The sequence below is a fragment of the Bacillus cereus group sp. MYBK5-2 genome (genome assembly GCF_051915685.1).
Taxonomy (GTDB): Bacteria; Bacillota; Bacilli; order Bacillales; family Bacillaceae_G; genus Bacillus_A; species Bacillus_A cereus.
The window spans coordinates 1252879-1266090 of record NZ_JBQAFE010000001.1 but is presented as its reverse complement, the minus strand read 5'-3'; the positions used below and the strand labels follow the sequence as shown (position 1 = coordinate 1266090).

Sequence of the window (13212 nt, the reverse complement as noted above, 5' to 3'; positions counted from 1 at the left end):
ACAACTCTCCTTTCTAATTTGTCTGTACACCCCATGTATCGATAGCGAGTAGAACAGCCGCAAGAATTGGTTCATACATACTACCTGCTTCTTTTAACTGAACGTGTAATGCTTGGATGTTCTCCTTGTATTTACTCATAATTGGTTCAATGTCTATCTCATTTGCATTTGCAAAAAACTCAAGCAATAGCGGTAAATAATCAGGTAGTTCTTTATCTGTTACTTCAAAACCAGATTTTTTATAATGCTGTTTTAACTCCAGTAATTCAATACCTCTTTCTCTTTGTTCACCAGTGTTCATATAAGTAAGATACATATTTGTTTTCTTACCAAAATCGAATGTATATACGTAACTATCAATGAGTTGATCATTCGTTTTATTTAGCGCTTGTTTTATAAATGTTGCAAGTGAAGCTTTAACATCGTCCTGTTCAATCGCTTCAATCTCTTCTAGTAATTCAGTTACAGCTTCCCTCCACCCTAGTTCAGGATAGGAGAGAAGAAAAGAAGAACAAGAAAAAGCAGCTTGTAAAATTTGTTTCATATTTTTCTGCCCCCTTTATTTAAGAAATTGTCATACAAGAGCCTGGACCACCTGCGAATGATAAATCACAGCTTCCTTGTTCGCTATATAAATCTGCCACTTGTTCACGGTGAGTGCCCGGAATGACGAAGCGATCTTTATATTTCGCAATAGCAAGAAGACGATACATATCTTCTACATCCTGTTTTGTTAAACCAAGTTCTTTTAATACAGCTTCATTTGGCTCTTTATTAATTTGCAGCGCTCTCATATGCGTTCGCATAACAGCCATTTTCTTTAATGTAAGACGAATGTGTGATTCATCTCCTGCAGTGAGTAAATTCGCTAAATATTGAATTGGAATACGCATATTATCGATAGCAGGGAAAATCTCTTCTGCTTGCCAGTTACTGCCTTTCCCTTCCACCATATTCATAATTGGGCTAAGCGGCGGAATATACCAAACCATCGGCATTGTACGATACTCTGGATGAAGAGGCAGAGCAATTTTCCAATCGATAATCATTTTATAGATTGGTGACTGTTGTGCCGCTTTAATCCATTCTTCAGGAATGCCTTGTTTTTTCGCTTCAGCTGCCACTTCTGGATCATTTGGATCTAGGAAAACAGTAAGCTGAGATTCATATAAATCTTTTTCGTCTTCAACAGAAGCTGCTTCTTTTACTTTATCAGCGTCATATAGCATTACCCCAATATACCTGATACGTCCTACACATGTTTCTGAACAAATTGTTGGCATACCAGCTTCAATACGTGGGAAGCACATTGTACATTTTTCAGCTTTATTCGTTTGCCAGTTAAAATACACTTTTTTATATGGGCAAGATGATACGCAGAATCTCCAAGCACGACATGCATTTTGATCCACAAGTACAATCCCGTCTTCTTCACGTTTATACATTGCACCAGATGGACAAGATGATACGCACGATGGATTCATACAATGTTCGCATATGCGTGGTAAATACATCATAAAGACGTTTTCAAAATCAGTTTTAATTTCTTCTTCCATTTTCTTTACGTTCGGATCTTGCAATCCTGTTATATGTCCGCCTGCTAAATCGTCCTCCCAGTTTGGACCCCATTCAATTTTGTCGATAAATTCGCCTGTAATTGCTGATTTCGGACGAGCAACTGGTTGATGCTTACGCTGTGGGCTATTTGTTAATGTTTCATAATCATAATTCCAAGGTTCAAAGTAATCATCAATTGTTGGTTGATCTGGATTGTGGAAAATGTTCATAAGACGTTTCATTTTCGAACCAGATTTCAGCTGAATTTCACCATTTTTCAATTCCCAGCCGCCTTTATATTTCTCCTGATCTTCCCATTGCTTCGGATAACCAATGCCAGGTTTCGTTTCTACGTTATTGAAATACATATATTCAGCACCTGGACGATTTGTCCAGGTGTTTTTGCACGTTACGCTACAAGTATGGCAACCGATGCATTTATCTAGGTTCATTACCATTCCGACTTGTGCTTTAATCTTCAAGCCAATCTACCTCCTTCAGTTTGCGAATTACAACGTTTAAATCGCGCTGGTTCCCAGTCGGACCATAATAGTTAAATCCATAACTTAATTGACCGTATCCACCAATCATATGTGTTGGTTTAACGTGAATTCGAGTTGGACTATTATGCGTTCCCCCCCGGTTACTTGTTAATTTCGTACCAGGTACGTTAATATGACGATCTTGCGCATGGTGCATAAATGCCATTCCTCTCGGTATACGATGCGTTACAACAGCACGTGCTACAACAACACCGTTACGATTAAAGCACTCAATCCAATCATTATCTGCAACACCGGCTTCAGCAGCGTCCTCTTTATTCATCCAAACAGTTGGACCACCTCTAAATAGCGTTAACATCGGTAATGAATCGAAGTACATACTATGAATCGACCACTTATTATGCGGTGTTAAATAGTTTAGTGTAATCTCTTTCCCTTCTACTTCGGGCCGTGATTTACGGAACGGTTTATGTTGAAGAATTGGTTTAAATGTTGCCATCGTTTCACCAAATTCTTTCATCATGTCATGATCTAAATAGAAAGATTGTCGACCAGTTATCGTTCTCCAAGGGATAAGACGTTCCACATTTGTTGTAAATGGTGAGTAACGGCGTCCACCTTTTTCTGAACCTGTAAAGGCCGGAGAAGTGATTACTGTTTTCGGTTGTGCTGTAATTTGTTCAAAGGTGAAGCATTCTTCTTCACGTTCTTCTGCTAAATCACGTAGTTTTAAATCCGTTTGTTTTTCAAGTGCTTCCCATGCTTTTACAGCCATATGACCGTTTGTTGTAGAAGAAAGCGTTAATACCGCTTCAGCAGCATTGATTGCTTCTTTTATGTCTGGGCAACCTTTCGCGATAGAATCCGTTCGAACAACTCCTAATTTGCTCTTTAATTGCTCATATTCTTTTTCCGCAGACCAAGAGATCCCTTTCGTACCAATCGGTTGTTTTCCGGCATTCGGTCCAAGCGCAGTCATTTTGTCATAAATCGTTTTATAATCTCTTTCGATAACATGAATTTGCGGCATCGTTTTACCTGGAATCGGTTCACACTCACCTTTGCTCCAATCTTTAATCTTACCAAGTGGTTGCGCTAATTCTTGCGGTGTATCGTGAAGAAGTGGTGTTGCAACAACTTCTTTCATTGGTTCAAGATCAATTTTCTTCGCTAAATCTGACACAGCTTTAGAAAGTGAAGTGAAAATATCCCAGTCAGAACGTGCTTCCCACGGTGAACCGATTGCTGGATTAAATGGATGCACAAATGGATGCATATCTGTACTACTTAAATCGTGTTTTTCATACCAAGTTGAAGCTGGTAAGACGATATCAGAATACAGTGCTGTTCCAGCCATACGGAAATCTAAATTAATGAGTAAATCAAGCTTCCCTTCTGGCGCTTCTTCATGCCACTTAATTTCTTCTGGTCGTAATGAATCACTATCGTCATTCATTAATCCGTTTGTTGTACCTAATAAATGTTTTAAGAAATATTCATGCCCTTTACCAGAACTTGAAATTAAATTCGCACGCCAAACGAATAAGTTGCGCGGGAAGTTGTTTTTATTATCAGGATCTTCAATCGCAAATTTCAGTTCTTTTTCTTTTAATTTTTGTGCAACGTATTTTCCGATTTCTTCTTGCGTTGTTGCCCCAGCAGCAACAGCTTCTTTATATAGTTCAATTCCATTTTTCTCAAATGTAGGATAAGAAGGTAACCAGCCGAGTCGTGCTGCTAATACATTGTAATCACCGTGATGTTGATAACGAGAGTTTCCTTCCACTGGTGATGCTAAATGTCCAACTGGTGTATCTTCATAGCGCCATTGATCTGTTACGAAATAGAAGAAAGATGTACCATTTTGTAATTTTGGTGGCCCTTGCCAATCTTTTGCCATCGCGATTGTTTGCCATCCTTCTGCTGGTCGTAATTTTTCTTGCCCAACGTAATGCGCCCAGCCACCGCCGTTTACACCTTGTGCCCCAACGACAAGTACAAGATTTAAAACGGCGCGATAAATCGTATCAGAGTTAAACCAATGGTTAATACCAGCTCCGACAATAATCATTGAGCGACCGTTCGTATCAACAGCATTTTGTGCGAACTCACGAGCGATTTGAATAATAAGCTCACGTTTTACTCCTGTCATTTTCTCTTGCCATGCAGGTGTAAACGGAACATCATCATTGAAGTCTTTCGGCTCTTGTCCGCCAAGCCCTCGGTTCACACCGTAATTTGCTAACGTTAAGTCGTATACAGTTGTAACGAACACTTCGCCTTCTTCTGTCATAACCTTTTTCACTGGAATTGTACGTTCTAATACTTTGTTTCCATCATCAGAGAAGTACGGAATTTGTACAGTTCCAATCGATTCTTCCATTCCAAGTAAAGAAAGACGTGGATCAATCTTTTCACCTGTTTCTTCATCTTCTAAACGCAAGTTCCATTTCTTTTCGTTATCCCAACGTGAGCCCATTGTGCCATGAGGTGTTGCAAAATCATTCGTGTTCTCGTTCCAAAGAACAGGTTTCCATTCTCCTAACTTCGTTTCGCGTCCAATATCAGCAGCGTTTAAGAAACGATCAGCAACGAATTGATCTCCTTTTTGTTTCAATGTGACAAAGAAAGGAAAATCAGTATATTGCTTCGCATACTTTGTGAAATATTCCACTTGATTATCTACGTAAAACTCTTGTAAAATCACATGCCCCATTGCCATCGCAAGTGCACCATCTGTACCTTGTTTCACACTAATCCAATCATCCGCAAACTTTGTAGATTCAGCGAAGTCAGGACTGACAGAAACGACTTTCGTTCCTTTATATCGAACCTCTGCTAAAAAGTGAGCATCTGGTGTTCTCGTCATCGGTACATTTGAACCCCATGTCATAATGTAACCAGAGTTATACCAGTCACTACTTTCTGGTACGTCTGTTTGATCGCCCCAAATTTGCGGAGAAGCTGGTGGTAAATCTGCGTACCAATCATAGAAACTAAGCATCGGCCCACCCATAAGTTGCATAAAGCGGCTGCCTGCAGCATGACTTAACATCGACATAGCTGGAATTGGTGAAAAACCAACATTTCGGTCTGGACCGTATTTCATTACTGTGTATAATAATGAAGCTGAAACGAGTTGTAACACTTCATCCCAATTCACACGAATGAATCCCCCTTTACCACGTGCCTGCTTATACTTTCGTGCTTTTTCAGGGTTTTCCACAATGCTTTTCCAAGCATCTAATGGTGACTCATTATTTTGTAATTCCTCTTGCCACATACTCCAAAGAACACCACGTACATACGGATATTTCACACGAAGTGGACTATAAATGTACCAAGAAAAACTTGCTCCACGTGGGCATCCTCGCGGTTCAAAATCTGGCATATCAGGACCTGTCGTTGGATAGTTAAGCTCTTGCCCTTCCCACGTCACAATTCCATCTTTCACATATATATTCCAGCTACATGAACCAGTACAGTTCACGCCGTGTGTAGAACGAATTACTTTATCATGTTGCCATCTCTTTCTGTACACATTTTCCCATTCGCGATCTTCATATGTTTCTTGTGTATGATTATCGTTATATCGATCTATTGGTGAAAAATATTTTAAACGTCTCATTAGTGCTGAAGGTTTTTTCTTCATACTGTTCACTCCTTTAATACGTCTCTCTTACATACCCTTACTATAAGAGAGGTTGTAAAATGCAGATGTGACATTTCGCACAGTTCAAGAGATTGTCAAAAATTCAGTAGAAAATAAGTTTGTGAGAAAACCTTTTGTTCCGTTGTGAAGGTTATGGTTAATCGTAATTATTAGGAGAATAGTATTTTGAGGTATCGACTATTTTACAAAAGAAAAAGAGTTTTGATATTATTTCAAAACTGCCATAAGGAAAAGAGTATAAATTGTATGTAAGAAATTTTTTCCCAATGTTATTATTTTATATTGAGTCTGATTTTACATAAAACTACAAATCATTATTTACTGTATTGCCCTTAGTTACGGAAACAATTATACTAGATGTAATCGAAATAAATAATCTGAATATTCCCAGAATTTAAGGTAGACCTTTTACTATCTACATATAGAATTAGAAATATGTCCAATAAATTGATTAGAAAACGATAATAACATTAGGAGGATTACGATGCCCCAGCTTGATTCATTACATCCCACTGTAGAAAAAATAATCAATAATATTGAAAAAATAATGGTCGGAAAACGAAAAGAAACAATCTTAGCTTTGACAGCTCTCTTAGCTGAAGGTCATGTGCTATTAGAAGATGTTCCTGGTGTCGGGAAAACAATGCTAGTACGTGCTCTTTCTAAATCCATTGATGCTGATTATAAGCGAATTCAATTTACACCTGATTTATTGCCGTCAGATGTAACAGGAGTTTCTATTTATAATCCGAAAGAGCTCCAATTTGAGTTCAAGCCTGGACCAATTATGGGGAATTTTGTACTTGCTGATGAAATTAATCGTACATCTCCAAAGACACAATCTGCTTTACTTGAATGTATGGAAGAAGGCAATATTACAATAGATGGCATTACAAGACCTTTACCAAAACCGTTCTTTGTCATGGCTACACAAAATCCGGTCGAATATGAAGGAACATATTCTCTACCAGAAGCTCAGCTCGATCGTTTCTTATTGAAACTAAAAATGGGATATCCTACACCAGAGGAAGAATTTGAAATTTTAAACCGGATGGAAAAAACAAATCCACTCTCTCAATTACAGACCATTACTACAATAGAAGAATTAATTTATTTACAACAAAGCGTACGGGTAGTAAGTATGGACAAAGCAATTAAGCATTACATTGTAAAGCTTGTTAATCAGACTCGTACGTACAGTTCTATACAGTTAGGTGCAAGTCCACGTGGCTCGGTTGCTTTAATGAAAGCTTCACAAGCTTATGCATTTATCCATGGCAGGAATTATGTTATTCCAGACGATGTTAAAATTTTAGCTCCTTACGTTTTAGCACATAGACTCATTCTAAAAATGGAAGCAAAATTTGAAGGAATAACAGGAGAACAAGTTATCGAAAAAATCGTTGCACGAACTACCGTGCCTACTCAAAGGACGATGAACCCTTGATAAAACGAATGCTGCGAGCGCTATATCACGTTATGAAGTTATTGCTACTCCCTTTATGCCTAGTCTTAACATTTATGTACGCTATGTTTCAAGGCGGGTTTGTCAGTTGGTTTTTGTTTTACAGCATAATTCCCATTGCTCTTTATTCGCTACTACTCCCCTTCTACGCTTTACGGGACGCTGAAGTAAAGCGAATAACAAACCAGAATGGATATGTAGTAGGAGAACAATTTGTAAGCACGATTACAATAAAAAGAAAATTTCCTTTTCCCTTACTTTATTTAGTTATAGAAGATGAACTGCCACCACAATTTATAAGTTGTAAACAAACAAAGATGAATAAGGTAGTACTCTTCCCAGGATTGAAACGAAATATTTCGTTTCAATATGTTATTGACACAATCCCTAGAGGCGAGCACACTTTTTCAAGCGTTCGTGTCAAAACCGGCGATTTATTCGGCATGATAGAGAAAGAAGTAACTTTTTCAGTTCCAGATACATTTTTAGTCTATCCCCAGTATGTAGATATAGCATATCGACAATTGGAAAATCATTTCGAACAAGGAGCGCTTTCAGCAAATATAAATTCAGCAAAAGACTCTACAATCTCTGTCGGTGTCAGAGACTATAAACCTGGTGATCGCTTTTCATGGATTGATTGGAAAGCAACTGCACGAACAAACAATATTATGACAAAAGAGTTTGAACAGCAGCGCAGCCATAATGTCATGATATTCATAGACAGAACCGAGTCTCCTCTATTCGAATCAGTCGTCACATTTACTGCCTCTATCGTAAGGGCTGTCTTGAAACAAAATTCACCAGCATCATTCGTGTCTATCGGAAAAGAACAAACTATTTTCCCTTTAGACAATGGAGATACGCAGTTACAACAAATCCTTTGTCATTTAGCAAAAGTGCAAGCAGACAGTGTATTCCCGCTCTCCCAGAGTGTAGACATGGAACTAAGAAAAATTTATGAGCCCGTCACGGTTATACTCGTGACCAGTAATCTTTCTCCCGATATTCAAAAGGCGGCTGATTGTGCTGCTATAAAAAATAGAAAATGTATGGTTTTTGTCGTGAAAGAAAAAGCGAATCAACTTTCACACCGAGAAATCAGTATAATAGAAACTCTAAAAAAACGACAAATATTTGTAAACACGGTTTATGAAAACCGGTATACAAACGTGTTTTTTGAGGTGAGCAAATGATAACATTACAAACAAAATACAAGTGGGATACGAACAGATTCTTTATGCATGCATGTGTATTTCTTCTTTTACTAGAATGGCTAAGACCTCTTATAGGTATTACAAATGTAGGTAGATTAGATATTTTCGTAACATTTATAGGAATTTGCTTCGCTCTCTCTTTTTTTCAAACGAGGTGGCAGATTCCAATAAAAATTGTCACAGTCCTATTTATCATTCATTCCCTATATTATAAAAATGCTTTTATAAATCCATCTTGGCTAACAACATTCTTTTCTGATATGTCTCGAAATTCCTCCCTATTTTTCCAAGGGAATTTACTAGATATTTCTCCAGTTTTTCCGACGGTTTTATTTTTTCTCTCATTTTGGTTTTTGAGTTCTTTCACTTCATTTTGGATTATTCATAAAAAACGTGGGTTTCTATTTCTTGTATTGACTATTATTTATATCGCAACTTTTCATAACTTACATTTATACAATGCAAACTACGCTATTATTCGAACTGTTGTCATCGGATTTTTTATGCTTAGTCTTCTTCAAGTAGAACGAATAAAAGAGCGTGAACACTTACAAAATTATGCTAGGGAAATCTCAAAATTACTTAGACCACTTACAATATTTATTGTATTATTAGCAACCATCGCATACTTTGCTCCAAAATTTGGCCCTCAATGGCCAAACCCAATGGATTTTTTAAAATTCAACACATCTGAAGCAAGTAAAGAACAAAAAGTTTCTACAATTGGGTATGGTTTAGATGACTCGCGATTAGGTGGTCCTTTTAAGGCGGATCCTACAATTGTTTTCACAGCACGAACGCAAAACAAACAATATTGGAGAGTAGAAACAAAAGATTTCTATACAGGAAAAGGCTGGGAAATTTCTGAAAATCCGAAAAAGATTTCTTTTAAAAATAAAAACGACGTCGTAAGCTGGTACGAACAAAATACAAAAACGGAAACGACTGAGGCAACAATTACCATGCAAAAAAGTTACCCTCACCTTACCTATCCAGCAGGATTAGTATCAGTTGAGGCTTCTTCTGATGTATCATACAGTGTTGACCCGTTTTCAGAAAAAATTTATACAATGAATGGAGACTCTTCTACTACTTTACATTCGTATAAAGTAACATATGAGATCCCTGAGTTTTCCATAGAAAACTTGAAAGCTGTAAAAACAAATGAAGGTCAAGAAACAAACCCTTATTTTATGACAAAGTACACACAACTTCCCGAGTCATTACCACAGCGCGTAAAAGACTTGGCTGTCAATCTTACAAATGATAAAGACAACCGATATGATAAAGTATTAGCTATTGAAAATTACTTCACAGACAACTCTTTTACATACGAATCAACGAATGTCTTATTCCCTGCCAAAAGCCAAGATTATGTAGATCAATTCCTTTTCGATACAAAAAGCGGCTACTGTAATAATTTTTCGACGTCTATGATTGTACTACTTCGTTCTGCCGGGATTCCTGCTCGCTGGGTAAAAGGCTATACAGAAGGAACTCTTGACAATACGCTTGCCTCTGCAGAAGGTGCGGATGTTTATACAATCACGAACGATAACGCACACTCTTGGGTCGAAGTATATTTCCCAGGATACGGATGGATTCCATTCGAACCAACAAAAGGATTTACCAATCCCTATAATTTTATAAATAATACGCCTGCTCCTATTTCACAAAATAGCGAAGCAAATAATTCTAATAACGAGCAAATACAACAACGAAATAATGAAGCAAAACTTAAAAGTTTAATAGAAAATACAGAAGAAGCTTCTACTAAAAAGGTCACAAATTCTAAAACTAGTTTTTCTTGGTGGTACGTATTCCTCTCTACGATACTAATTAGTATTATAGGATACATTCTCTTCACCACTAGAATGAAATGGATGACATTTCTTATTATTCATTTCTATAAATACCGAAAAAATGATGCTGTTTATCAAAAAGCTTACGGTGCACTTTTAAAACAATTTGCGAGAATTGGCATACCACGGAGTGAAAGTCAAACATTCCGAGAATACGCTCTCCATATCGATACACTTTACAACTCGGCCGATATGCAACAACTTACTGCCAGTTATGAGAACGCTATGTATAAACATGGGCAGGCTGCAGAAGAATGGAAGAAATCTGTACACTTATGGGAAGTGCTTATGAAAAAAGCAGCTTCTCTACCTAAATCAGATGGCTTTGATACAGTTATTTAATCTTGAAAATGTGAGTTTAAAGAAAACGTCTCAAAGAACTACATTGTTCTTTGAGACGTTTTTTAATAAAGTGAAACTCCTAATTATTCTCCAAGTACCTTCTCAATCTCAACTTCTAAATCTACCGGCTTCGTCTGCGGCGCAAAACGCCCTACTACTTTCCCGTCTTTTCCGATTAAAAACTTCGTAAAATTCCATTTCACTGCTTTCATACCGAGTAAACCTGGTGCTTGTTCTGTCATGTATGTATATAAAGGATGAGCCTTATCACCTTTCACATCAACCTTTGCAAACATTGGGAAGTTTACACCGTAGTTTAATTCACAAAAACTAGTAATGTCCGCTTCTGTACCTGGTTCTTGTCCTCCGAATTGGTTACAAGGGAATCCGAGTATTTCAAGTCCTTGGTCTTTATATTTATCATACACCTCTTGTAATCCTTTATATTGCGGTGTGAAACCACATTTACTAGCTACATTTACAATAAGAAGTGCTTTTCCTTCGTAATCTTTTAACGATTTTTCTTCACCGGTAATTGTTTTAGCTGAAAAATCATAAACTGTCATTGTCTTTGCCCCTCTCTTCACTATCATTCTATGTTTATACTATACTACATTCGTGAATATACAGCTCTTATTACGTACTTATAAGTTGTAATGATAGCGCTTTATTTCTGTTCGAAAATTCGACACAAACTACTAGACTTTTATGATGGAAAGTTTTACAATTGAAATGTGAACAAAATGTGACAGTTTATATTCCATTATAAAAGAAAAGGATGGTGTTCATTATGAAAACTGCACAACATGAAACGATTTCAAATCGCGAGTTTTATTTCGTACTATATATGATGTTATTGTATGTGATTGGCTGGGTAATCGATGTAAATGGTTTATTCTTAAGCTCCTACTTTAATTTAGCGGGAGAGATTATGCTTCCATTAGTTGGCGGCATTGTTGGGCTATTCGTTATGTCTATTAATAAACAACAAAGACAATAAGAACATTACAAAAAGGCAGAAGACGAGCTTTCGTTTTCTGCCTTTTTTCTATTTTAGCGTATAATAGAAACATGCAGTATATAAGGAGTGGTAAATATGAAAAAAGTAGAGCAATTATCTTCTCACCTATATCTTATTGATGATTTCGATTTACAGCATAATGAACGAACAGGTACGTACGTTTTATTAGGTGACGATATTACTTTAATTGAAACTTGTGCAGCCCCTTCTCTTCCGTATATTTTAGACGGCTTACAACAATTACATATTGATTTAAACGATGTTAAAAACATTATCGTTACACATGTGCATTTAGATCACGCTGGCGCAGCTGGTTTAATGATGGAACAGTGTCCAAATGCTACGTTATATGTGCATTCTCGTGGTGCTCGTCATATGATTGATCCAACAAAACTTATTTTAGGTGCAAAAGCTGTCTACAAAGAAGATTTCGATAAACTCTTTTACCCAATTCTTCCAATTGAAGAAGAACGTGTTCATATTGTACAACATGGTGATACGTTAAAAATTGCAAAAGACCGCACCCTTACATTTTATGATACACCAGGACATGCGAAGCACCATATTAGCATTCACGATTCATTAACAAACGGGATTTTTACTGGCGATACAATTGGAATTTATTATAGAGAACTCGCAGACCTTGGTGTAGAACTGTATCTACCATCAACGTCCCCTTCACAATTCCAACCAGATGCGATGATTGCTTCTAAAAATCACATTCAAAGTATGGATGTAGATACTATTTATTTCGGGCATTATGGTGCATCATCCAATGTTACAGAAGTATATAATCAACTGGAACATTGGCTACCTATTTTCGTTCAGACTGGTAAGGAAGTCTTTGAAAAGTATAATGATTTCGATGAAGCGACTAAAGCTTTACAAACTTTGTTAATGGATAAAATCTCTTCTCATCTTACAAAGTTAAACGTTCCATCAGATCATTCCGTTTATAATATTTTACATTTAGATATAGAAATTAGCGCAATGGGTATTATTGATTATTTCACGAAGCAAGAAAAAGCAAACTCCACTATTAACTAACAGTAAAAGAAGAGATATACAACAGTAGTTATTGTATATCTCTTCTTTTTTTGAATATATTTTGAGTAAAGGATGGTGGAATATAATGCAAAAATTGATGCTATACCTCTGCTTCACATTATTTATCGTCTTATTATTATTTGTAGGAGTAAAAATTCAATTTTATTTAGATACAGATGCACAAGTGAACTTTAACGTTTATCCAAGATTATTCTACTTTACACTCTTCCCTCTTATAGTTGGCATTTTATTACGATTCCTTCAATCTATTAATCGCGAAACGAGTAAACAAAACTGGAGCTTTCAACCGGATAAATTTATTGCTATTACAGTGCCTACACTATTCATTTCCTTTTCCCCAGCACTACTCTTTTCACCACTTGCCGAATACCTACCTTATTTAGTTAATATTATTCTAATAAATACAACTTTTGTTACGATTATTAGTTTAATAGCTGGTTATTCCCTTTTAGATTGTTTTATACAAAAGGACAATGCAACGATGAAAAAATATAATTGAATCCT

10 protein-coding genes are annotated in these 13212 nt (G+C 36.7%); 6 read left to right on the top strand and 4 right to left on the bottom strand.

Features of this window, described 5'->3' with window-relative positions; all coding sequences use genetic code 11:
- Positions 1-13 precede the first annotated feature (13 nt).
- From narJ to ACTFP3_RS06755, 3 genes are read right to left on the bottom strand one after another with little or no spacing between them, the layout of a single operon-like run.
- Positions 14-544, bottom strand: a complete 531-nt coding sequence (narJ, locus tag ACTFP3_RS06765) for a nitrate reductase molybdenum cofactor assembly chaperone (RefSeq protein WP_134266048.1) — start codon at positions 542-544, stop codon at positions 14-16.
- 19 nt (positions 545-563) lie between these two features.
- Positions 564-2039 (bottom strand): nitrate reductase subunit beta, encoded by a 1476-nt coding sequence (gene narH / locus ACTFP3_RS06760; protein ID WP_440009748.1) that lies wholly within the window; start codon positions 2037-2039, stop codon positions 564-566.
- Entirely contained in the window at positions 2029-5712 is a 3684-nt protein-coding gene (locus tag ACTFP3_RS06755; protein ID WP_440009746.1) for a nitrate reductase subunit alpha, read from the bottom strand. Before ACTFP3_RS06755 ends, narH begins: the two co-directional genes overlap by 11 nt.
- Positions 5713-6217: 505 nt before the next feature.
- On the opposite strand from ACTFP3_RS06755, the gene ACTFP3_RS06750 reads away from it, so the two are divergent.
- From ACTFP3_RS06750 to ACTFP3_RS06740, 3 genes are read left to right on the top strand one after another with little or no spacing between them, the layout of a single operon-like run.
- Complete coding sequence (locus tag ACTFP3_RS06750) at positions 6218-7180, top strand: AAA family ATPase (protein WP_440009743.1); 963 nt, start codon at positions 6218-6220, stop codon at positions 7178-7180.
- On the top strand, positions 7180-8394 hold the full coding sequence (locus ACTFP3_RS06745; RefSeq protein WP_440009996.1) for a DUF58 domain-containing protein: 1215 nt from the start codon (positions 7180-7182) through the stop codon (positions 8392-8394). Before ACTFP3_RS06750 ends, ACTFP3_RS06745 begins: the two co-directional genes overlap by 1 nt.
- Positions 8391-10619 (top strand): transglutaminase TgpA family protein, encoded by a 2229-nt coding sequence (locus ACTFP3_RS06740; protein WP_000631797.1) that lies wholly within the window; start codon positions 8391-8393, stop codon positions 10617-10619. Before ACTFP3_RS06745 ends, ACTFP3_RS06740 begins: the two co-directional genes overlap by 4 nt.
- Before the next feature lie 83 nt (positions 10620-10702).
- Here ACTFP3_RS06740 and bsaA read toward each other — a convergent pair whose 3' ends face one another.
- A complete protein-coding gene (gene bsaA / locus ACTFP3_RS06735; protein WP_000219434.1) occupies positions 10703-11185 on the bottom strand; it encodes a glutathione peroxidase in 483 nt (160 codons plus the stop codon).
- A 224-nt stretch (positions 11186-11409) separates the two neighbouring features.
- On the opposite strand from bsaA, the gene ACTFP3_RS06730 reads away from it, so the two are divergent.
- The 3 genes from ACTFP3_RS06730 (at position 11410) to ACTFP3_RS06720 (ending at position 13207) form a co-directional block, all read left to right on the top strand.
- Positions 11410-11619, top strand: a complete 210-nt coding sequence (locus ACTFP3_RS06730) for a DUF3925 family protein (protein ID WP_000844978.1) — start codon at positions 11410-11412, stop codon at positions 11617-11619.
- Positions 11620-11715: 96 nt separating this feature from the next.
- Positions 11716-12687 carry an MBL fold metallo-hydrolase gene (locus ACTFP3_RS06725; RefSeq protein ID WP_440009739.1) on the top strand — a complete coding sequence of 324 codons (972 nt, stop codon included), beginning with the start codon at positions 11716-11718 and terminating at the stop codon, positions 12685-12687.
- 85 nt (positions 12688-12772) lie between these two features.
- Entirely contained in the window at positions 12773-13207 is a 435-nt protein-coding gene (locus tag ACTFP3_RS06720) for a hypothetical protein (protein ID WP_001170914.1), read from the top strand.
- The last annotated feature ends 5 nt before the right edge of the window (positions 13208-13212 follow it).

Bases quoted from the DNA above. Each gene is read 5' to 3' on its own strand.
- ACTFP3_RS06725 (WP_440009739.1), top strand. From the start codon at position 11,716: ATGAAAAAAGTAGAGCAATTATCTTCTCACCTATATCTTATTGATGAT.
- narJ (WP_134266048.1), bottom strand. From the start codon at position 544: ATGAAACAAATTTTACAAGCTGCTTTTTCTTGTTCTTCTTTTCTTCTC.
- ACTFP3_RS06720 (WP_001170914.1), top strand. From the start codon at position 12,773: ATGCAAAAATTGATGCTATACCTCTGCTTCACATTATTTATCGTCTTA.
- bsaA (WP_000219434.1), bottom strand. From the start codon at position 11,185: ATGACAGTTTATGATTTTTCAGCTAAAACAATTACCGGTGAAGAAAAA.
- ACTFP3_RS06740 (WP_000631797.1), top strand. From the start codon at position 8,391: ATGATAACATTACAAACAAAATACAAGTGGGATACGAACAGATTCTTT.
- ACTFP3_RS06730 (WP_000844978.1), top strand. From the start codon at position 11,410: ATGAAAACTGCACAACATGAAACGATTTCAAATCGCGAGTTTTATTTC.
- ACTFP3_RS06755 (WP_440009746.1), bottom strand. From the start codon at position 5,712: ATGAAGAAAAAACCTTCAGCACTAATGAGACGTTTAAAATATTTTTCA.
- ACTFP3_RS06750 (WP_440009743.1), top strand. From the start codon at position 6,218: ATGCCCCAGCTTGATTCATTACATCCCACTGTAGAAAAAATAATCAAT.